We start from the raw sequence: 20,689 nt of genomic DNA, 5'->3' as shown, positions 1-20,689 counted from the left end.
CCGGAGACGCGATCAACCATGAGCACTGAGATCCCCCTCTTCGAATCCGTGATCAACTGGATTCGCAAGGGCTATCCCCAAGGTGTCTCGCGCACCGACTTCCCGCCGCTGATGGCGCTCCTCACGCGTGTTCTGACCGATGAGGAGGTCACCGCGGTGGCGTTCCGGCTCGTCAAGGAGTACGGACCCCGGGAGCCGGTGACCGAGCAGCAGATCAGCGACGCCATCACCCGGGTCACCAACGAACCGCCGACCCCGGAGGAGATCAACCAGGTCGCGGGGCGTCTGGCCGCGTTCGGCTGGCCGTTGGTGTCCAGCCGAACGTGAACCCGGCGACCCGCACGCGCCGAGGACTGCCGGGGTCCGGGCCGAAACCTACAATCGCGCTGAGCGGCCGCGCTCGCGTCGCCGCATCGAGAGGACCCAGCGGCATCGCCGCATCGAGAGGACCCAGCCGAGTCCCGTCGGAGGAAAGGGGGTGACGAGCGTGGACCACCCACAGTTGCTCTACCGCATCATCGAATGGCTGCGTGCCGGTTACCCCGACGGTGTGCCGCAAGGCGACTACATCCCCCTCGTCGCTCTCCTGCGGCGTCAGCTCAGCGAGGACGAGGTGCAGGAAGTGTCGTCGCGGCTGGTCCGGCAGTCGCCGCCGCCCGAGCCGATCTCCAGGATCGACGCCGCGGTCGCGATCACGAAGGTCACCCACGAACTCGCGCACGAGGACGACATCGCCCGCGTCCGCCGTCACCTGGAGTCGTCCGGTTGGCCGTTCGACGGACCCGACGCGGACAGCACCGACCCGAACCGGAACCTGTCCTGAAAACCCTTCGTACCCTTCATCTTCCCGCTCGACCAGAGGTCGTCGCCCGGCGCGATGAGCTGCTCGCCGTGCTCGACGGTTCGACCGCGATCGTGCCCACCTCCGACGACGCCCGGGAGACAGCGCTTCTCCGGGCCGCCCTCGCCGTCGGTGAGCCGATCGCCGACGAGGTCTCGCTGGTGGTCTCCACCTCGGGTTCGACCGGTGTCCCCAAGGGGGCGCAGCACACCCCGGCGACGCTGTCCGCATCGGCGCGGGCGACCGCGGATCGCCTCGGTGGCCCGGGCAACTGGCTCCTCGCCCTCGCCCCGCATCACATCGCGGGGCTGCAGGTCCTGTTGCGCGCCTTCGCCTCCGGATTCACACCCACCGTGCTCGACCTGACCGCGGGCTTCGACGCCGAGGGTTTCGCCGAAGCTCTGGACCGGCTCGACGGGCCGCGCCGCTACACGTCACTCGTGCCGACGCAGCTGATCAAGGTCCTCGACTCGCCGCGTGCCACCGCCGCGCTCCGCTCCGCCGACGGGTTGCTCGTCGGCGGTGCGGCGACCCCCGCTCCCCTGTTGCGCCGCGCCGTCGACGCGGGACTCCCCATCGTCCGCACCTACGGGATGAGTGAGACCGCCGGTGGTTGCGTCTACGACGGCGTCCCGCTCGACGGCGTGGTGATCCGCATCGATGAGCCGTCGCCGGACGGTGTGGGGCGCGTCGTCCTCGGTGGTCCGATGGTGGCGCACGGCTACCGCAACCTGCCGGATCATCCCGCTTTCGCCGAGGCCGGCTGGTTCCGCACCGATGACCTCGGACGCCTCGACGACGGTGTCCTGTCGATCGTCGGGCGTGCCGACGAGGCGATCCTCACCGGCGGACTCACCGTGGTGCCGCAGGTCGTCGAGGCGGTGATCGCCGAGGACCCGACGGTCGCCGAATGCGTGGTCGTCGGACTCCCCGACGACCGTCTCGGCGAGAAGGTCGTCGCGGTGGTCGTCGCACGACGCGGAGATCCGGTCGACGTCAACCGGATTCGCGGGTCGGTCGCCGAGCGACTCGGCCGGTACGCGGCGCCGCGGGAGGTCATCGAGGTCGACGAGCTGCCGCTGCGCGGACCGGGCAAACCCGACCGGCGCGCGCTACGGCGTCGTTTCTCGCCGTAGGTGTCGCGTATGGTGGCGGGCTGCAACACGATTCGCGACATCTGCAGTCAGGCCGCGACGCTCAGCGCCTGACGGATCGACGACGCGACGTGGTCGGCCCGTTCCGTCAGATCGGCCCAGGTGGAGTTGAGAACGGTCCAGCCGGTGGTCCGACGCTGCTGCAGGACCGAGTCGATGACCTCGGCACCGAGTTCGACGCCCCCTTCGAGTGCCGACAGCGCGATCCCCGTGACCCGCAGGTCGCCGCGGATGAGGACATCCGCATCAGCGAGGGACCGGTTGAGAATCCGTACCCCCTTCACCGGTGGACCGTGCCGTCCGCGAGGAGCGGTGACGGTGATCGTCTCGGGCCGGTCGTCGACGATGCCGTGCCACCAGGCCGCCGCCGATCCCGACAGGATCGCCGACGGACCGACCGAGAGCGTCGCGATCCGTGTGGTGGTCCGATGCGGTTCCGGCCGTATGCGGCCGAATGCAGATGTCGCGTGTCGTGGCGGACGGTGCAACGATCCGCGACACCTGGCGGCGGACATCCGGGGTCGTGGCAGGATCGATCCGTGGCAACCGCATCGCAGTGGATTCAGGGCGCACGCCCCCGGACTCTCCCCAACGCCGTGGCCCCAGTGGTCGCCGGTGTCGGAGCGGCGCTGCACGGCACCTCGGGGTGGGGCGGGATCTCGTGGTGGAAGGCCGTACTCGCGCTGGTCGTGGCGGTGGCGTTCATCATCGGCGTCAATTTCGCGAACGACTACTCCGACGGCGTGCGCGGCACCGACGACGACCGTGTCGGTCCGTTGCGCCTCGTCGGCGCGGGTCTGGCGTCACCGGGTTCGGTGAAGGCGGCGGCGTTCATCTGCTTCGGTATCGGCGCGGTGTGCGGTCTCGTGCTGGCGATCGCGACGGCCTGGTGGCTGGTCGTGGTGGGCGCGGTCTGCATCGCGGGTGCCTGGTTCTACACCGGCGGCAAACGACCCTACGGTTACGCCGGCTGGGGCGAGGTCGCGGTGTTCGTGTTCTTCGGCCTGGTCGCGGTCCTCGGAACGCAGTTCGTGACGTCGGACCGGGTCGACCTCGTCGGCCTGGCCTGCGCAGTGGGCGTCGGCGCGGTCTCCAGCAGCGTGCTGGTCGTCAACAACCTGCGCGACATCCCCACCGACACCGAGAGCGGCAAGATCACCCTCGCCGTCCGACTCGGCGACGCCCGCACCCGAACCCTGTTCGCCGTACTGCTGCTGACCCCGCTCATGATGAGCGCGGCGCTGGCCTTCGCGACCCCGTGGGCGCTCGTCGAACTGCTGACGTTCCCGCTGCTGTGGCAGGCGTACAAGCCGGTCCGCACCGGCGCACAGGGCCCGGGACTCATCCCGTCGATCGGGACCACCGGCAAGGCGATGCTCGGCTGGGCCGTCGTCACCGCGGTGGCGTTGGCGCTGACCTGACGATCCTCGCGACAGGGCCCGCCCCCGAATTCTGTTCTCAGAGGCGGGCTTTGTCGTCATGGTGTTTCGTGTCCGGGGCTCAGACCTCGGCGTCGACCTCGGGCAGGCTCGCCCACACGGCGGCCTTGAGTTCGTCTGCGGTGGTAGCCGATTCGATCAGCGCCCGCGACGCGTCGTCGGCGGTGTCGATGATGCCGAGCAGCAGGTACTCGCCGCGGAGGTGACGGTCTCCGCGTTCGCGGGCGATCTCGACCGCCCGGGAGAACACCGCGCGGGTTTCCGAGGCGAACCGCGGGCGGCTACCCCGTCCGCGCGGTCCGCGGCGTCCACGACCGGGCTCCCAGGGGCCCTCGTCACCGGCGAACGGTCCGCCGGTTCCGAACGGACCCGGACCGAAGCCGCCGGGTCCGAATCCACCCGGACCCTCGGGTCCGAAACCACCGAAACCTTCTGGGCCGAAACCTTCTGGGCCGCAATCGGGGCGGGGTCCTCGAGCACGGTGCGGACCATGACCATGACCGTGTCCGTGCCGGCGGCCATGTCCTCGGCCCCGTCCACGACCTCCGTCGGGACGCCCCTTGCGACCGGCGCTGCGTCCGGGGCGGTCACCCCAGCCCTCGGACACGTCCTCACCGAAGCGTCCGCGGACCGCCTCGCGTACCTTGTCGAGGTCGATCCCGATGCTGCGCAGGGCTTCTCGGTCTTCCTCATACCGTTGACGGGCCGACTCCTCGTCGGCGTCCGTCGTGTCGGCGTGCTCGTCGTGATACTTGCGCACCACCTCCCGCGCCGATGCCAGGGTGAGTCCCTGATCGGCCAGGATGGTGAACAGCGGACTCCGGGCATTGCAGAGCATGCCCAGCATCAGATGGTCGTTGCCCAGCCGCCGATGTCCGAGGTCGGCGGCCTCCTGCGTGGCGAAAGCCAGCAGCATCTTGTCGTCACGAGTGATTCGTTCGAACATTGTTCTCTCCTTCAGGCCCGTTCTCGCGGACCTCACGTTGCGAGTGCTTCTGATGCACGGCCTGCCGGCTGATCTGCAGTACTTCTGCGATCGACTGCCAGCTCCAGCCGTTGGCGCGAGCATTGGCGACCTGCACTTCTTCGAGCCGGTCGGCCAGCGTGCGCAGGGCCCGCACCGCCGCCAGGCCCTTCGCCGGGTCGCTGCTCGCGGCATCTCCTGCGAGGTCAGCGCCCTGGGCGCGGTCCGGCGTCTCGGTCTTCTGGTCGTCGTGCATGGTGTCAGGTTATGTTGACACCGTGCTATTCGTCAAGAATTGTTGACGCGATGCGGGTGTCACCCCCCCCGAAACATTGAGGCAGTTTGATCCGCCTGCCGGATCAAACTGCCTCGAGAAATCGGGAGGGGTACCGCCGCTACTCGTTCAGAATCGACTCGCTGATGTTCATCCGCGCCGCACGCACTGCCGGCAGGAACGCACCCACCAGGCACAACGCCACCGCGATCCCGACGAACAACGCCGCCGACGGACGCGGCGAGTAGATCACGGTCAACGATGTTGTCACGCTGAGGATTCGGTCGCTCAGCAGGTGCATCATCGCACCGAGGATCACGCCGACCAGCGCGCCCACCACCGCGACCGCGGCGGCCTCGGCGAGCACCATGCGTGAGATGAACTTCCGGGATGCACCCATCGCGCGCAGCACCCCGAGTTCACGACGACGCTCGATGACCGACAGCAGCAGCGTGTTCAGCAACGCGATGGCCGCGGCACCGGCCACGATCCACTGGATGGCCACCGTGAACGAACCCGCCTGCTGGACCGTCGCCTGGGTCGCGGCGAGCGCTTCGGCACCGGTGTAGACGCTGATCGGTTTGTTGCCGGTCGTCGGCACATCGGCGACGAGCGCCTCGAGGGACTTCTGCACCTGCTCCGGATCGGCGTCGGGCGCGGTGATCACCTGCAGATACGTGTCGCCTTCGCGACCGAACCACTCCCCGAGCTGTCGCTGCGACAGGGCGGCCACCCCGGAGTCCACGGACACGTAGTCGACGGTGTCGCGGACGACCACGTCATGCGGCCCGGTCGGCGTCGCCAGCGTCACGGTGTCACCGGTACCGACATCGAGCACGCGCGCAAGCACATTCGACAACAGGATGCCGTCACCGGCGAGCACCTGCGCCACCGCCTCCGGCGTCGCCTTCCGCATGAACGGCGCCCGCGACCCGGGCTCCAGCCCCTGCACATTCGCGCGACTCTCGCCGATGTTGACCGCCGCCCACTGGCCACCGACGACCTCGGTGACGCCCGGCACTTTCGCGACCTCGCCGCGGATCGACGGAGGCAAGATCGGGCCGAGCGGCAGACTCGCCGCCGACGAGGACGAGACGTAGAAGTCCGGATCTCCCAGGCCTTCCAGCGATTTCGACATCGACGACACGAGGTTGTCCAGCGCGCCGGATATTCCCATACCCACCGCGATCGCCACCGCGACCGTCATCAGCGTCGCCCACGCACGACGCGGCGCGCGTTCGGTGTTCACCGATGCCAGCTGCCCCGGCCCGCGGAACCAGCGTGCGACTCGAACCACGAGCCACGTCAACGGATTCGACAGCGCGAAGCACACGAGCAGTGAGCCGACGAGAAACACGACGCCGGCGAGGATCGCGGGCCGGCCGGGCACCGTCGCCACGATGACCCAGGACGCGATCACCCCCGCAACACCCAGGATCGCGGTGATCACGACCACCGGCCCGCGACGCTTCGACGCGTCGGACACCTCGACGGGCGCCATCGCCTCCACCGGCGACACCGCGAACACCGACCGCGCCGCCAGCGATGTGGCTGCGACACAGGCGATCACACACGCGAGGACCGCGACCACCGGCGCATACGACGGCAGGTGATAGTTGATGACCGTGCCCACGGTGTCGGGCGGCGGATCGGGCAGGCTCGCGATCACGGCGCGGCCGGCGAGGATTCCGAACGGGACACCGACGACGCCGCCGACCAGACCCATCAGCGCGGCCTCGCCCAGCATGTCGCCGACCAGGTGGGATCGCTTGGCGCCCAATGCCCGGATCATCGCCAGCGAACCGCGCCGCGACGCCACCGCCATGTTCATCGTGTTGAAGACCAGGAACGCGGCGATCACCAGCGAGACCAGCGAGACCAGGAGAGTCGCATCGCGCGTCACCGAGCTGGCGACCTCGGCCTGCTTGGCGCGGAAGTCCGGATCGACCACCACCGCGCGGCCGCCGACGATCTCCTCGACCTGCGATCGCACCGATCCGACGTCGATCCCCGGCTCGGTGACGATGAGGATCGAATCGAGCCGACCCTCCAGACCGACGAGTCGCTGCGCGAGGTCGAGGTAGGCGAACATGAAGCGGCCGTTGTTGAGTCCGGCCGCCTGCTCGTTGTCGATTACTTCCAGGACCTCGACGTCGACGCCGTTGACGGTCAGCTTCTGACCGGCCTCGAGACCGAGTCCCGGTCCGACGAACACCCCGGATCGCAGCCGGTCGAAGTCGATCGTGCCGGAGTTCTCCTGTTGGACGGCGGAACGCAGACTCCCCGACAGCGAGGTCACCCGCTGATCCGAGCCGATGAGCGGTATCGACGAATCATCGACCACGACCGACCCGCGGATCATCGGGACGACGGCCTTCGCACCGTCGACCTCGCGGCGGATCTGACCGGCCAGCGACTGGTCGACGCCGCTGTCGGCGATCGCGGCGACCTCGAGATCGGCCGAACCGGAGATCGCATTGTTGAACGCGCGCACCGACTCCGACGTCGAACCGAAGGTCCCCAGGACCGCTACGAGCAGGGCCGACGAGACGATCACCACCGCGAGCGAGGTGAACAACCGCAGCCGGTGGGTGCGGATCTCCCGAATGTTGAGCAAGCGGATACGGGTGAAGCCGGCGAGAAGGGCTTCGACACGCCGCGGCTGCCCAACCGGCGGGGTGTCGCTCACTCCGCGATCTTTCCGTCGCGCACCGTGATCGTGGTGTCGGCGAACGCGGCCGCCTTCGGGTCATGGGTCACCATGACCACCAGGCGGTCCGGCGCGGCGTGCGCGACGTCGGCGAGCAACTGCAGCACCGATTCCCCGGTCTTGGAGTCGAGGTTTCCGGTGGGTTCGTCGGCGAGCAGGATCGTCGGGTCCATGATGAGCGACCGCGCGGTGGCGACGCGCTGCATCTGTCCGCCCGACAACTCCGACGGCCGATGGTCGACCCGGTCGCCGAGTCCGACCTGCTCGAGGAGTTCGACGGCGCGCGGCTTCGCCTTGCGCAGCGACTGGTTGTCGAGCAGTCGCGGCAGCGCGACGTTCTCCCACGCCGACATGGTCGGGACGAGATTGAAGAACTGGAAGACGAATCCGACGCGATGACGCCGGAAGGCCGACGCGGCGGTGTCGTCGAGTGAGACGAGATCGACTCCGTCGATGGAAATCCGGCCCGATGTCGGCGTGTCGAGAGCGCCGAGGATGTGCAGCAGCGTGGACTTGCCCGCGCCGGAGGGGCCGACGATGGACGCGAACTGCCCTCCGTCGATGTTCAGATTCAGTCCGTCGAGGGCGCGGACACGTTCCTCACCCATCTGGTACTCACGCACCAGGTCGACGGCCTCGACGAGTGGACGCACGGTTTCGGTCGGCACCCCCGGATGGTAGCCCACCGAGTTAGTACGGCCTAAGGATCAGGCCGTCCAGCGACCGGTCGCGAAGAACTCGTCGAGGATCGCGTTCGCCGGGTCGAGATCGAAAGACTGTGCGGCGAGCCAGTTCTCGTCGAAGTAGGTGTTGGCGTAGCGGTCACCCGGATCGCACAGCAGTGTCACGACGCTGCCCGCCCGGCGTTCGGCGGCCATCTCCGCGACAAGCGAGAACGCACCCCACATGTTGGTGCCGGTGGATCCGCCGACGCGGCGACCCAGCATGTCCGACACCCGGTGCGCGGTGGCGATGGAGGCCTCGTCGGGGACACCGATCATCCGGTCGATCACCTGCGAGATGAACGACGGCTCGACACGCGGACGGCCGATCCCCTCGATCCGCGAACCCACCTCGCCGGTCAGCGTTCCGTCGCCGGTCTCGTACGCCGGCAGAAACACCGAGTTCTCCGGGTCGACAACCGCGAGCCAGGTGTCGTGCCGCCGGTACCGCACGTAGCGTCCGAGCGTCGCCGACGTGCCGCCGGTACCGGCACCCACGACGATCCAGGTCGGGATGGGGTGCTCCTCGTCGGCCATCTGCGCGAAGATCGACTCGGCGATGTTGTTGTTCCCACGCCAGTCGGTGGCACGTTCGGCCATCGTGAACTGGTCGATGAAGTGTCCGCCCAGCTCGCGCTCGAGACGCAACGCCTCGGTGTAGACCTCACCCGGGCGCTCGACGAAATGGCATCGGCCACCGTGTCGTTCGATCAGCGCGGTCTTCGCCGGCGACGTACTCGACGTCATCACCGCGATGAACGGCACCCCGATCAGCTCCGCGAAGTAGGCCTCGCTCACCGCCGTCGAGCCCGACGACGCCTCGATCACGGGCGTGCCCTCGGTGACCCAGCCGTTGCAGATCGCGTAGAGGAACAGCGACCGCGCCAGGCGGTGCTTGAGCGATCCGGTCGGATGCGTCGACTCGTCCTTCAGGTACAGGTCGACGCCGGCCTCACCGTCGGGTCCGGACCATCGTGACCACGCCGGCAGTGGGACCCGCAGCAGGTGCGTGTCGGCACTTCGGCGGGCGTCGGCCTCGATGAGCCGCACCGCGTTCTGCGCCCAGTCGCGGTCTTCCCGATGGTCGACGACCCGCGTCGGCCTCACGCGAGCGTCCCTTTGGCCGGCGACCTCACTTGTCCCCGCGCAGCCGCGACTGGAGGTCGTCGTGGCGTGCCCGACGATCGGCCTCGATCGCCGAGATCTCGCTGTTGACCTTCAGGCGGAGCGACTTGAACAGGTACATGCCCAGCGGGAGCGCGATCAGCACGCCGAAGACGGCGGCGACGAGGAACGGCACATCGACGCCCACGAGCTTTCCGCCGAAGAGGATGACGGCCGCGATCACGACGACGAGCAACATGCGCGCGACGGTGTAGCCGAACAGGGCAAGCGCCAGGGTGGCGGGACGACCGCTTGGCTGAGGGGTATCGGGGGCAGGGTCTTGCGCTTCACTCACCCCCACAGGATACTTGTCGCCCTCTGATGACCTGCAGGTCGTGGGCCTTTGCCCGCTCTTTACCTGCCACTGACGGTTCGAGTACCTGGGCGATTTGCGTGTATTCATGGAGTACGCGTCCATCAAGTGCCGGGCCGATTCGCCAAACCGCGGCGCACCGACAGGGCACCATCGTTTCAGGGGGAAACGTGACCAGCATCGAAACAACCGCGTCCACCTACATCACCCCGGGACTCGCCAGCCAGCACACCCTGACCCCGGGTCAGGTGGCCGCGATGTTCAACGTCAATCCCAAGACAGTCGCACGCTGGGCCAGCTCGGGCATCCTCGGCTCCATCCGCACCCCGGGCGGCCACCGACGCTTCCGCGAAGAGGACGTGGTGGCGCTGCTCAATCGTCGCACCCACTAGTCCAGGGCCGGCGCCACAGTCCCTGCCCACCCGGTGGTCAACCCAACGAGCGACCCTCACCGGCCGCCGCGCGAACTGACGTACGCTGGTGACGGGAGGTTGTCATGACATATCTGTTCGCCGTTCTCGGTTTGCTCGCCATCGGTTTCCTGATGTGGCGGGCGTTCGGACCGCAATCCGACGGCGGCACGGCCTCCCCTTCCGGCGGTCACCGCCGTCGCACCCGTGGGCCGGTCGGCCCCGATGACGACCCCGATTTCCTCCGTGACCTGGACAATCGCACGCGCGGCACCAACGGCGGCGAGGCCGACGAACTCTGACACGTGTCGTCGGGCCAGAGTTCGTATACGAAATCGTGAGACGCGATTCAGGGTCTCACCAGAACATACCCAAGGGTAGGGTAATGTCCCTCTCATCATCGACTCCACGATGGATGATCCGAGAGAAGGCGCCGTTGAACCCCGGACGATCTCCGCAAGGGGCGTCGACCGATGACGACCTGAGCTTCGCCGACAAGATCGGTTACCTGTTCGAGAACAGCCGTGACGAGAACGGGGTCCGCTACACCGGCAAGAAGATCGCCGAGAAGGCGAACCGGTTGGGTTACTCACTGTCGGACGCGTACATCTCGCAGCTCCGCACCGGCAAGGCACGTACGCCGTCGTTCCGCACCGTCGAGGCCATCTCCCGCGCTTTCGACGTGAGCGTCACCTATTTCCTCTCCAACCCCGACGAGGATCTCGAGCGCGTCAAACAGCAGCAGAACTATGTCGAGATGCTCGAGGTCACCGGCAGCCACCTGGCCGGTATCGATCTCGGGTCACTGTGCCCAGAGACGATCGACGCGCTCATCGACCTGCTCAAGCTGGTGAAGGCGCAGGCTCTCGCGAAGCAGTTGGAGGGACCGGGGAGTGACGAGCAGGCCCAGACCGCCGACACCACCCCCGCCGGCTGAGCCGGCACCGAGCGCCGACACCACCCCCGCCGGCTGAGCCGGCACCGAGGGCCGATACCACCCCTGCCCGGCTGAGCCGGCCCGGAGCGCCGACACCACCCCCGCCGGCTGAGCAGGCCCAGAGCGCCGACACCACCCCCGCCGGCTGAGCCGGCACCGAGCGAAGCGAGGCGCCGCGTCGACCCCCCTCTACCTAGGAGTACAGGCCCGACACGCAAGTCTCGAAGGGTTCAGAGCCCGGCGTAGGAGTGCAGGCCCGACACGACCAGATTGATGATGAACAGGTTGAACAGCATCGCCACGAAGCCGGCGACGTTGATCCAGGCCGCGGCGGTGTTGCGCCAGCCCGCGGTCGCGCGGGCGTGCAGGTAGGCCGCGTAGATCACCCACGCGATGAACGACACCGTCTCCTTGGGGTCCCAGCCCCAGAACCGGCCCCAGGCGGCCTCGGCCCAGATGGCACCGCAGATCACGCCGAGACCGAAGAGTGGGAAGCCGACGACGACGGTCTTGTAGGCGAGCCGGTCCAGGTTCTCCGCGGCCGGGATGTGGTCGACGATGCGTCGCAGCGCGCCACCCCATCCGGACCGGGCCGGGGACGCGACGTCGTCGGCCGGATTCGACGCCCAGCGCATCTTCATCAGGTACAGGATGCTTGCGACACCGGAGACCATGAGGATGCCCGAGGACACCGAGATGATCGACACGTGGACGGCCAGCCAGTACGACTTGAGGGCCGGCACGACCGGGGCGGCCTGGGTGTACAGCCAGCGACCGGCGATGAACATCAGCAGGACGATCGGGAGCAGAACGAACGACAGCAGAGCCCGGTGTTCGGGCTTGCGCAGGATGATCAGTGCGGCGACGACGCCTGCGGCGCAGGTCATCGAGACGAACTCGTACATGTTGCCCCACGGCACGCGGTCGGTCGCCATGGCGCGCAGCACGAGCGACGCGATGTGGGCGATCAGGCCGACATACACGACCGGCAGACCCATGTTGCCGAGCTTGTCCCCGAACGTCCGCTTCTGCGGAGCGGCGACACGACCCGGCACCCGGACGTCGCCGGCGCCGGCCGAACCCGACGCAGCGGAGCCGGCACCGGCGGCGACGAGCTCCCGCTCCTCGAGCTTGCGGCCGCGAACGGCCGCCAGCGCGCCGAAGAACAGGAAGGCCGCCACCACGTACACGGTGATCGCGGTGCCGAACAGCAGATCGGAATAGCGAGCCAGAGTCTCGTCCACCGGACCGGTGCCGTTGTTCATGAGAGTTCCTTTCGCCGGTGGCCTAGAGCCGCCGGGTCGTGCGCCGCGAGGTGGAAGCGTCCGCCTCGTCGGCGACGAGGGCCGTCGCCTGGTCCTCGAAACCATCGCCCCAGCCGGCCTGGTCCGTACGGGCCAGCCCGGCAATCTCTACTACAGTACGTCGTTTCCCGTCGGGAGGATCAACGGCGGCGGGGTCGGCGGCGCCCGGACCGGTGCTGATCGGCGCCGGGACCAGCCGCGCCCAGATCCGGCGTCGCCGGATGAGCAGCGACACCAGCAACCCGCCGAGCATCACGATCGCGCTGACCAGCACCCAGAGCTGCGCCGGATCATGGGACACCTGCACCGACACCCACCGCTGGTAACCGTCGAAGGTCACGGTGGTTCCGTCGGCGATGGTGTGGCTCTGGCCGACACTCAGGTTCACCTGCGCCTGCCGCTGGAGCCGGCCCTGTTCGACCAGGTCCTGATCGAGCGAGTAGACGTTCTGCGGCTTGCCGGTGTCGAGGCCGGTGTCACCCTTGTAGATGCGGATCGCGACGGCCGGATCGTCGGGCTCCGGGGACAGCGACGTCAGCAGGGTCCCGTGGTAGAGCGCACTCGGTGCGAACAGGCCTTCGAGCGCGATCTGGTTCTTCCGACGTTCGTCGGCGTCGGGGTACAACCCGGCCGGGGTGTCGAAGCGGACCGCACCGGAGGACAGCATCGTCTGCAGCTGGTCGGGGACGAACGGGACGGTCTGGGTGCGCTTCTCCCCGTTGGGGAAGGTCACGCTGAACGTCGGGGCGAAGCCGTTGCCCAGCACGTAGACCCGGTCACCGGCGACGCGCAGCGGCTCGTTGACGCGGACCGAGGTGCTGGTCCAGGTGTCCGGGGAACCGACCTTGGTGCCCTCGGCATAGCGGATCGTCGCGTCGTACATGTCGGGCTGTCCGCTGGGCAGGAAGGTCGCCGAGAAGTCGTCGACGCGGAAGCAGAACGGCGACAGGTCGGTGCCGTCGACCAGATTGCCGGCGCGGAAGGAGTCGTAGACGGCGGTCGAGGTGTTGCACATGCCCTGCTCGCCGTCGGCGACGAGGATTCGCGTGCCCTCGTAGCCGAACATCTTGCCGGCCGCGATCGACACCAGGAGCGCCAGCAGCGCGAAGTGGAAGACGAGGTTGCCGAACTCGCGGAGGTAACCCTTCTCCGCGGACACCTCGACGCAACCCTCGGGATAGGCCTTGCTCGGTTCGCGGACGACGACCTCGCGCCGCCAGCCGCGGAGCCGGCCGTTGATGCGATCGGCGATCTCGTCCGGCGTGCCGTCGACGGTGTGCGTGACGTGCCGGGGCAACCGTGACAGGTTGCGCGGCGTGCCGACGGGTTTGGCGCGCAGGCTGTAGAAGTGCTCGATCATGCGCGGCGTCAGGCAGCCGACGAGCGAGACGAACAGCAGCACGTAGATCGCGGTGAACCAGGCGCTGGAGAAGACGTCGAACAGTTGCAGCCGGTCCATCCAGGTGCCGAGCGTGCCGCGTTCGGCGATGTACTCGAGCGTCTTCTGCTCGTTCAGGTCGCGCTGCGGGAGGAGCGCGCCGGGGATGGCGGCCAGGGCGAGCAGGAACAGCAGCAGCAGCGCGGTGCGCATCGACGTCAGCGACCGCCACAGATTGCGCAGCGGCCAGAGCACCCGGCGCTTGGTCCAGTGCGGCTTCGGCGCGCCGGTTTCGGGGGTGTCCACCTGGGTACGGTCGGTGACGTCGGTCATGGCTGCAACACGCTCAGATCGGTAGTTGGGTGTCGGTGACGAAGCGGACCTGAACCCAGACGATGAACTGGTCCCACCAGCCGGCGAGCAGGGCGACGCCCACGGCGATGAGCAGGACGCCGCCGACGACCTGGATGGTTCGGGCATTGCGGCGCAGCCAGCCGAGGCTGCGCAGTGCCCACGCCGAGGAGAACGCCAGCACGACGAACGGCAGGCCGAGGCCCAGGCAGTAGGCGACGATCAGGGTCACGCCCTTGGCCGCGGTCGCGCCCTCGGTACCGCTGACCGTCGCGATCACCGAAGCCAGGGTCGGGCCGAGGCACGGCGTCCAGCCGAGCGCGAAGACCGCGCCGAGCAGAGGTGCGCCGACGATGTTGGAGACCCGTACCGGCTCGAACCGGACCTCACGCTGGAGAGCCGGGATGAGGCCGATGAACACGAGGCCCATGGCGATGGTGACCACGCCGCCGATGCGTTGCAGCAGTTCACGATTCAGGACGAAAGTACTGGTCACGCCGAGGACGGTCGCGGTGGCCGCGACGAAGACGACGGTGAAGCCGAGTACGAACAGACCGGCGGCCAGCGCGACCCTCGAACGCCCGTTCTTGGAGCCCTCCCCCACCTTCACCGCCGGGGCCTCGGCGCCGACCAGTCCCGCGAGATACGACAGATAGCCGGGGACGAGCGGCACCACGCACGGCGAGGCGAAGGAGACGAGTCCGGCCAGCAGACAAGCCGCGAGTGCAAGCAGGAGCGGCCCGCTGGTCACCGTGTCGGCGAAGGTGTCGCCGATGGACGAGGCGAGAACGGTCGAGGACGTCATCAGGCCGAACCCGCCGGTTCCGCGGCGACTCGCTTGACGACCTCGTCGAGTTCCTTGTCGGAGACCGCCTTGAGGAAGACCGCGGCGGGCCGATGCTGTCGGTCGAGGACGATCGTCGTCGGGACCACCGAGGTCGGGGTGGTCAGTGCCGCCAGCGACAGGCCCGGGAAGTCGTAGATCGATGGGAACCCGACCTTCCGGTCGATCACGAAGTCCTTCGCGGAGTCGCGGTCGTCGCGCAGGTTGATGCCCAGGAATTCGACGCCGTCGTCACGATTGTCCTCGTAGACACGTTCGAGGTCGTCGGCCTCTCCGCGGCAGGGTCCGCACCACGAACCCCAGACGTTGATCACCACGACCTTGTCGGCGAACCGTACGTCGGACAGCGCCAGCGGCTGACCGCTGACCAGATCCTCACCCTCGAGGCCGGCGATCGGTTTGCGATCGGCGGGTTCGTAGGTGATGACCGTCTGTCCGCCGGGCGAGACGAACTGGAAGGTGTTCCCCTGCGCGACCGCGTCGTCACCCGTGCTGCAGCCGCTGATCAGCAGGATCAGGGCCGACAGCACTGCCGGCAGAAGGAACTTGCGCACTACTTCTCCACCTTTGTTTCACGCACCGGTGGCCAGCGGGTCGGAGGCACCGGCCGGCTCGGAGTAGATGATGTCGACGAGGGCGTCGTCGTCGTAGATGAGGCTGGTCAGCGAGGCCAGCGAGCACTGCCGGCGGCGCGGGTCGTGCCACAGGCGCTGGCCTTCGAGGAAACGACGCAGCGTGTACACGGGCAACTGGTGGCTGACGCACACCGCTTCGTGGCCGCGTGCGGCGTCGCGGGCTCGGTTGGCCGCCGCCAGCATGCGGTGCGCGAGCTGGATGTACGGCTCGCCCCACGACGGGGTGAACGGGTCACGCAGCTTGGGCCAGTGCCTCGGCTTGCTCAGCGCGCCGTCGCCGACGGAGACCTTGAGTCCCTCGAAGACGTTGTCGGCCTCGATGAGGTCGTCGTTGGTCTGGATGGACAGGCCGTGGGCCGAGGCGATGGGGGTCGCGGTCTCCTGCGCGCGCTGCAGCGGCGAGGCGAAGACGGCCTTGACGTCGTGGTCGGCGAGGGTGTCGGCGACTGTCTGCGCCTGTGAGCGGCCGGCGCCGGAGAGCCGGAATCCGGGGAGGCGACCGTAGAGGATGCCCTCCGGGTTGTCGACCTCTCCGTGGCGCATCATGTGGACGATCGTGTGCATCAGGCGTTGTCCCCCGGGGTGGCTGCGGTAGCGGCTGCCTGCGCTGCCGCGGGCAGCGCGTCGGCGATCTGCGAGAAAGCATCCTCGTCGAGTGCGGCGGACACAAACCATGCCTCGAAGGCACTCGGCGGTGCGTACACCCCTCGTTCGAGCAGAGCGTGGAAGAACGGGGCGAATCGCCAGGTCTGCGTGGCATTCACGCTCGCGTAGTCGAAGATCGGGATCTCCGGGGCGGTAGTGAAGAACACACTCAGCAGGTTGCCCGCCTTCTGCACCCGATGGCCCACACCGGCCGCGGTGAGCGCCTCGGTGAGCAGCCCGGCGAGACGGTCGGCGTTGGCGTCGAGCTTGTTGTAGACCTCGTGGTCGGCGTGACGCAGGGTCGCGAGGCCGGCGGCCACCGCGACCGGATTACCCGACAGCGTGCCCGCCTGATAGACCGGGCCGGTCGGCGCGAGGCGTTCCATGACGTCGGCGCGACCGCCGAACGCCGCCGCGGGCAGGCCACCGCTCATCACCTTGCCGAAGGTGTAGAGGTCGCCCGCGACGCCTTCGAGGCCGTACCAGCCGCTCGGGCTCACGCGGAACCCGGTCATCACCTCGTCCATGATCAGCAGGGCGCCGTGGCGGCTGGTGAGTTCGCGCAGCCCGGCATTGAAACCGTCGACCGGCGCGACCGCACCCATGTTGCCCGCGGCGGCCTCGGTGATGACCGCGGCGATGTCGTCGCCGAACTCCTCGAAGGCCTTCGCGACGGCCTTGAGGTCGTTGTACGGGAGCACGAGGGTGTCGTGTGCCGACGCACCGGTGACACCCGGGCTGGTCGGCAGGCCCAGCGTTGCCACACCCGACCCGGCGGCGGCGAGCAACGCGTCGACGTGGCCGTGGTAGCAGCCGGCGAACTTGATGATCTTGGAGCGGCCGGTGAATCCGCGTGCGAGCCGGATCGCCGACATGGTGGCCTCGGTGCCCGAGTTCACCAGTCGCACCCGCTGCACGGGGTCGACGCGGCCGATGATCTCCTCGGCCAGTTCGATCTCGCCCTCGGTGGGCGCACCGAACGACAGGCCACCGGAGGCTGCGCGCTGCACGGCCTCGACGACGGCAGGATGAGCGTGACCGAGGATCATCGGACCCCACGAGCTGACGAGGTCGACGTAGGTCGCGCCGTCGGCGTCGGTCAGGCGGCACCCTTGGGCGCTCGCGATGAAGCGCGGGGTCCCGCCGACCGCGGAGAAGGCGCGGACCGGAGAGTTGACGCCGCCCGGGATGACCTCGGCAGCGCGGGCGAACAGCGCGGCGGAAGTGTCTGCATGCTCGACGATGGGGCCATCAGCGGAAGGGGTCACGGCCTACAGTGTTCCAAATGGCACCGAGTGACCCAAATCGCCGCTGGTGAGAGGGTGCTCCGGGTCACGCGGGGGTGTCCGAAGGGTACGTTTCGGCTCAGTTCGCGAGCGCCTTGCGGACCTGTTCGGCGATGGCCTCCTGACCCCGCTCGTTGGGGTGGACACGAGCGGGCCCTTGCGCCGTCATCGGTTCGATCCAACGTTGTGGCCCCGCACAGGCGTCGTGCCCCACGGAGACCGGCAGCATGTCGACGAACCGGACACCTTCGTCCTCGGCGGCGCGTCGACCGTAGTCGTTGAGTTCGGTCTGGAGCCTGCGGATCATCGGGACATCGCCGACGGCGAGCTTCATCTCGGGGTAGCAACCGATGGTCGGCGGCATCAGCCACGGGTAGCCGACGAGCAGGATCTTCGCGCCCAAAGCCTTGACCTTCACGTCGCGCAGTGCCGCACGGATCGCCGGATAGATGTCCTTTCCGACCGGCTCGATCAGTGACTGCCCGTAGCGATCCGTGCAGGGCGAGCCCAGTGGATTCGTGTCCGCCGCCTGGCTGCACAGCTCGATCGCCCGCCCGTAGGTCCGTTTGTCGTTGCCCCCGATCATCACCGTGACGACATCGGTGTCCATGCCGAGCGCGTCGAGTTGCGGTGGCACCCCCTCGTGCTGGGCCGCGCGGAAGTCGGCGGTCTCGGCGCCGGCGCAGCTGACGTCGGTCAGCGCGAGGTTCTCTTCCGCGGCCACGATGTGCGCGAAGTTCTTCGACGAGCGCTGGCAGTAGATCGGCGAATCCTCCACCAGCGGACGGACACCGGTGCCCGCACTGAAGCTGTCTCCGAGGTTGACGTAGCGGGTGCTGCCGTCGTCGGCGGTCTGTGCCGCGGCGGGTGCCTGAGCTCGCCCTGTGCTTCCCGCGGCGTCGTCGCCCGAGCATCCGGTCGCCAGGGTCGCGGCCACCGCGAGCAGTCCGAGGCCGCGGATCGCGGTGCCGAACCACCGGCGTCGGTTTCGTGCGTCCACCCAGCCATCGTGCGTCCGCGCGAAGGCGGTCGGCAACCCTGCCGGTGCCGGTAGCGTGAAAATCGGCCCGGCCACGACACGGAGGACGTGAAACGACATGAGCTCCAGCGAAGTCAGTGAGAAGGACGTGCTCGACCCGCAGGCGATTCTCGACGGGGTGCCGGCCGGCCTGTGGATCAACGGCCACTCGACGCCGGCCGCCGATGGCGCCACCTTCGAGGTGTACGACCCGGCCACCGAGGAGTCGCTGACATCGGTGGCCGACGCCGGCGTCGAGGATGCCCGCTCCGCCCTCGATCACGCAGTCGCGGCGGCCGAGGACTGGGCCGCGACCCCCGCCCGCGAGCGGGGCGAGATCCTGCGACGCACCTTCGAGTTGCTCACCGACCGGGCCGACGACATCGCGATGCTGATGACCCTGGAACTCGGCCGCGCCCTCCCCGACAGCCGCGCGGAGACGAAGTACGGAAACGAGTTCCTGCGCTGGTTCGCCGAGGAGGCGGTCCGGATAGGCGGCCGGTTCACGCAGGCCCCGGCCGGCAACGGAAGAATCCTCGTCGCGCATCAGCCGGTCGGGCCGTGTCTGGCGATCACGCCGTGGAACTTCCCGCTCGCGATGGGCACGCGCAAGATCGGTCCGGCGCTGGCTGCCGGCAATGTCATGATCGTCAAGCCCCCGCGGGAGACGCCGCTGACGATGCTGGCCCTGGCCGAGGCCTTCGCCGAGGCGGGACTGCCGCCCGGCGTGCTGTCGGTCCTTCCGACGAGTTCGAGCGGCGAGGTGTCCACCGCGCTGATCACCGACGACCGGATTCGCAAGATCAGCTTCACCGGCTCGACGCCGGTGGGCCGCAATCTGCTCGGGCAGGCCGCCGAACGGGTGCAGCGCACCTCGATGGAACTCGGTGGCAACGCACCGTTCCTGGTGTTCGACGACGCCGACGTCGACGCCGCGGTCGAGGGTGCATTCGCGGCCAAGATGCGTAACGGCGGCGAAGCCTGCACCGCGGCCAACCGTTTCCTCGTGCAATCCGGTGTGGCCGAGGAGTTCACCTCGAAACTCGTGGAGAAGATGTCGGACGTCAGGATGGGCCCCGGCTACAAGGAGGGCGTGACACTCGGACCGCTCGTCAACGCCGACCAGCGGGACAAGGTCGCGGCCGCCGTCGAGCAGGCCGTGAACGAAGGCGCCCGCGTGCGGCTGGGCGGAGAACGTCCTGGCGGTCGCGGGTTCTTCTATCCGGCAACGGTTCTCGACAACGTAGACCCCTACGCCCCGGTGACGCGGGAAGAGATCTTCGGCCCGGTCGCGGTGATCAGCACCTTCGACGACGAGGACGACGCGATCGCCGCCGCCAACTCCACCGAGTACGGCCTGGCGTCGTACTTCTACAGTCGCGACCTGGAACGCTGCATGCGCGTCGCGAGCCGCCTCGACTCGGGCATGGTCGGGGTGAACCGTGGCGTGATCTCTGACGCGGCAGCACCGTTCGGTGGGATCAAACAGTCGGGCATCGGCAGCGAGGGCGGCAGCGAGGGCATCGACGAGTATCTCTCGGTGAAGTACATCGCGCTCACGTGACCTGGCGGTCGAGGGGTAGTTCGACTGCAATGTGAGGCGTTACGTGTGTGACTGGTGATTCAGTTGTTACTGGATTGACACCCGTCCGCACCTGCGTGTCCCTAGACTCCGAGGGCATGCGTCTGAGAAGAATGGTGCCCGCGATCGCCGTGGCCGCGGCTGTGACGACGGCCGGTGTCGCCGTCACCACCACGGGCGATCCCAGCACGGCGAAGGTCGAATCAGCCGCCACCAGTTTGGATTTCGGCAGTGTCGACTTCGGCAGCTCCGAGCTCGGGACCCCCAACAGCGTGTTCCTATGGGAGAGCCCGCCGACCCGCTACATCGTCGTGCTGGGCGCCAAGTTCGGCACCCTCGGCCAGACACCGCAGATCATGACCCAACGACTCAACGTCGCGGCAAATCTCGCGAAGAAGCATCCGTTCAATCGGATCATCGCCTCCGGCGGCGACACCCACTGGCTGCCCATCGCCGAGGCCCAGTTCATGAACATCGGACTGATCCGACGCGGAATCCCGGTGTGGCAGATGGTCAACGAGGTCGCGTCGACCTCGACGGTGCAGAACGCCCAGAACACGGTGGCGATGCTGAAACGGATGGGCGGGACCGGCGCACTCATCGTCACCAACGGCTTCCACATGGAACGCGCGATGAAGAACTTCCGCGACGCCGCCCGCGCCCAGGGCGCGCGGCTGGTGTTCCGGCCGGCGTACGCGTAACCACTTCCCCGCGGGGC

Annotated in this window: 23 protein-coding genes; 9 read left to right on the top strand and 14 right to left on the bottom strand. The window is 68.4% G+C overall.

All coding sequences use genetic code 11. The features are described 5' to 3' along the window. The first annotated feature begins 18 nt into the window (after nt 1-18). The 3 genes from GAA2_RS04720 (at nt 19) to menE (ending at nt 1,977) form a co-directional block, all read left to right on the top strand. The gene (locus GAA2_RS04720; RefSeq protein WP_006435244.1) at nt 19-327 is read left to right on the top strand and encodes a DUF3349 domain-containing protein; all 309 of its coding nucleotides are present in this window, start codon (nt 19-21) and stop codon (nt 325-327) included. 160 nt (nt 328-487) lie between these two features. Then, the gene (locus tag GAA2_RS04715; RefSeq protein ID WP_024498672.1) at nt 488-823 is read left to right on the top strand and encodes a DUF3349 domain-containing protein; all 336 of its coding nucleotides are present in this window, start codon (nt 488-490) and stop codon (nt 821-823) included. After that, nucleotides 820-1,977, top strand: a complete 1,158-nt coding sequence (gene menE / locus GAA2_RS04710) for an o-succinylbenzoate--CoA ligase (RefSeq protein WP_081598189.1) — start codon at nt 820-822, stop codon at nt 1,975-1,977. Before GAA2_RS04715 ends, menE begins: the two co-directional genes overlap by 4 nt. Nucleotides 1,978-2,024: 47 nt before the next feature. Here menE and GAA2_RS04705 read toward each other — a convergent pair whose 3' ends face one another. Beyond that, complete coding sequence (locus tag GAA2_RS04705) at nt 2,025-2,510, bottom strand: hypothetical protein (RefSeq protein ID WP_024498673.1); 486 nt, start codon at nt 2,508-2,510, stop codon at nt 2,025-2,027. A gap of 24 nt (nt 2,511-2,534) precedes the next feature. On the opposite strand from GAA2_RS04705, the gene GAA2_RS04700 reads away from it, so the two are divergent. Beyond that, on the top strand, nt 2,535-3,416 hold the full coding sequence (locus GAA2_RS04700) for a 1,4-dihydroxy-2-naphthoate polyprenyltransferase (protein ID WP_024498674.1): 882 nt from the start codon (nt 2,535-2,537) through the stop codon (nt 3,414-3,416). A 79-nt stretch (nt 3,417-3,495) separates the two neighbouring features. On the opposite strand, the gene GAA2_RS04695 is transcribed toward GAA2_RS04700, so the two are convergent. The 6 genes from GAA2_RS04695 to GAA2_RS04670 form a co-directional block, all read right to left on the bottom strand. Beyond that, nucleotides 3,496-4,380 (bottom strand): Clp protease N-terminal domain-containing protein, encoded by an 885-nt coding sequence (locus tag GAA2_RS04695; protein ID WP_006435239.1) that lies wholly within the window; start codon nt 4,378-4,380, stop codon nt 3,496-3,498. Further along, on the bottom strand, nt 4,358-4,654 hold the full coding sequence (locus GAA2_RS04690) for a hypothetical protein (RefSeq protein ID WP_006435238.1): 297 nt from the start codon (nt 4,652-4,654) through the stop codon (nt 4,358-4,360). Before GAA2_RS04690 ends, GAA2_RS04695 begins: the two co-directional genes overlap by 23 nt. 139 nt (nt 4,655-4,793) lie before the next feature. Next, nucleotides 4,794-7,361 carry an ABC transporter permease gene (locus GAA2_RS04685; protein WP_006435237.1) on the bottom strand — a complete coding sequence of 856 codons (2,568 nt, stop codon included), beginning with the start codon at nt 7,359-7,361 and terminating at the stop codon, nt 4,794-4,796. Next, nucleotides 7,358-8,050: an ABC transporter ATP-binding protein gene (locus tag GAA2_RS04680; protein ID WP_024498675.1), complete on the bottom strand. Its 693-nt coding sequence runs from the start codon at nt 8,048-8,050 to the stop codon at nt 7,358-7,360. The genes GAA2_RS04685 and GAA2_RS04680 overlap by 4 nt, the downstream gene beginning before the upstream one ends. Nucleotides 8,051-8,089: 39 nt before the next feature. Next, nucleotides 8,090-9,211 (bottom strand): PLP-dependent cysteine synthase family protein, encoded by a 1,122-nt coding sequence (locus GAA2_RS04675; protein ID WP_006435235.1) that lies wholly within the window; start codon nt 9,209-9,211, stop codon nt 8,090-8,092. A gap of 25 nt (nt 9,212-9,236) precedes the next feature. Further along, entirely contained in the window at nt 9,237-9,563 is a 327-nt protein-coding gene (locus tag GAA2_RS04670; protein ID WP_006435234.1) for a DUF4229 domain-containing protein, read from the bottom strand. A gap of 188 nt (nt 9,564-9,751) precedes the next feature. Here GAA2_RS04670 and GAA2_RS04665 point away from each other — a divergent pair, with 188 nt between their 5' ends. The 3 genes from GAA2_RS04665 to GAA2_RS04655 all read left to right on the top strand — a co-directional run bounded on the left by GAA2_RS04665 (nt 9,752) and on the right by GAA2_RS04655 (nt 10,928). Then, entirely contained in the window at nt 9,752-9,973 is a 222-nt protein-coding gene (locus GAA2_RS04665) for a BldC family transcriptional regulator (RefSeq protein WP_006435233.1), read from the top strand. A gap of 104 nt (nt 9,974-10,077) precedes the next feature. Further along, the gene (locus GAA2_RS04660) at nt 10,078-10,293 is read left to right on the top strand and encodes a hypothetical protein (RefSeq protein ID WP_006435232.1); all 216 of its coding nucleotides are present in this window, start codon (nt 10,078-10,080) and stop codon (nt 10,291-10,293) included. A gap of 134 nt (nt 10,294-10,427) precedes the next feature. Further along, nucleotides 10,428-10,928, top strand: coding sequence for a helix-turn-helix domain-containing protein (locus GAA2_RS04655; protein ID WP_024498676.1), 501 nt, complete (start codon nt 10,428-10,430; stop codon nt 10,926-10,928). A 230-nt stretch (nt 10,929-11,158) separates the two neighbouring features. Here the strand turns inward: GAA2_RS04655 and ccsB are convergent, their stop codons facing one another. From ccsB to GAA2_RS04620, 7 genes are all read right to left on the bottom strand, one after another. Beyond that, on the bottom strand, nt 11,159-12,193 hold the full coding sequence (gene ccsB / locus GAA2_RS04650; RefSeq protein ID WP_024498677.1) for a c-type cytochrome biogenesis protein CcsB: 1,035 nt from the start codon (nt 12,191-12,193) through the stop codon (nt 11,159-11,161). A 22-nt stretch (nt 12,194-12,215) separates the two neighbouring features. Then, complete coding sequence (locus GAA2_RS04645) at nt 12,216-13,943, bottom strand: cytochrome c biogenesis protein ResB (protein WP_024498678.1); 1,728 nt, start codon at nt 13,941-13,943, stop codon at nt 12,216-12,218. Nucleotides 13,944-13,956: 13 nt separating this feature from the next. Next, a complete protein-coding gene (locus GAA2_RS04640) occupies nt 13,957-14,766 on the bottom strand; it encodes a cytochrome c biogenesis CcdA family protein (RefSeq protein ID WP_024498679.1) in 810 nt (269 codons plus the stop codon). Beyond that, entirely contained in the window at nt 14,766-15,359 is a 594-nt protein-coding gene (locus GAA2_RS04635) for a TlpA family protein disulfide reductase (RefSeq protein WP_024498680.1), read from the bottom strand. The genes GAA2_RS04640 and GAA2_RS04635 overlap by 1 nt, the downstream gene beginning before the upstream one ends. An 18-nt stretch (nt 15,360-15,377) precedes the next feature. Next, the gene (locus tag GAA2_RS04630) at nt 15,378-16,004 is read right to left on the bottom strand and encodes a histidine phosphatase family protein (protein ID WP_024498681.1); all 627 of its coding nucleotides are present in this window, start codon (nt 16,002-16,004) and stop codon (nt 15,378-15,380) included. After that, nucleotides 16,004-17,353, bottom strand: coding sequence for a glutamate-1-semialdehyde 2,1-aminomutase (gene hemL / locus GAA2_RS04625; protein WP_024498682.1), 1,350 nt, complete (start codon nt 17,351-17,353; stop codon nt 16,004-16,006). The genes GAA2_RS04630 and hemL overlap by 1 nt, the downstream gene beginning before the upstream one ends. Before the next feature lie 97 nt (nt 17,354-17,450). After that, nucleotides 17,451-18,371, bottom strand: a complete 921-nt coding sequence (locus GAA2_RS04620) for an SGNH/GDSL hydrolase family protein (protein ID WP_096274902.1) — start codon at nt 18,369-18,371, stop codon at nt 17,451-17,453. A gap of 97 nt (nt 18,372-18,468) precedes the next feature. Between GAA2_RS04620 and GAA2_RS04615 the strand changes: the two genes are divergently transcribed. After that, nucleotides 18,469-19,953: an NAD-dependent succinate-semialdehyde dehydrogenase gene (locus GAA2_RS04615; protein WP_191834761.1), complete on the top strand. Its 1,485-nt coding sequence runs from the start codon at nt 18,469-18,471 to the stop codon at nt 19,951-19,953. A gap of 116 nt (nt 19,954-20,069) precedes the next feature. Continuing rightward, complete coding sequence (locus GAA2_RS04610) at nt 20,070-20,672, top strand: YdcF family protein (protein ID WP_024498684.1); 603 nt, start codon at nt 20,070-20,072, stop codon at nt 20,670-20,672. Nucleotides 20,673-20,689 lie beyond the last annotated feature (17 nt).

The sequence above is a fragment of the Gordonia ajococcus genome (assembly GCF_012974285.1).
Classification (GTDB): Bacteria; Actinomycetota; Actinomycetes; order Mycobacteriales; family Mycobacteriaceae; genus Gordonia; species Gordonia amicalis.
Note: the sequence above shows the minus strand (reverse complement) of the source record. Positions and strands in the feature narration are given on the sequence as shown.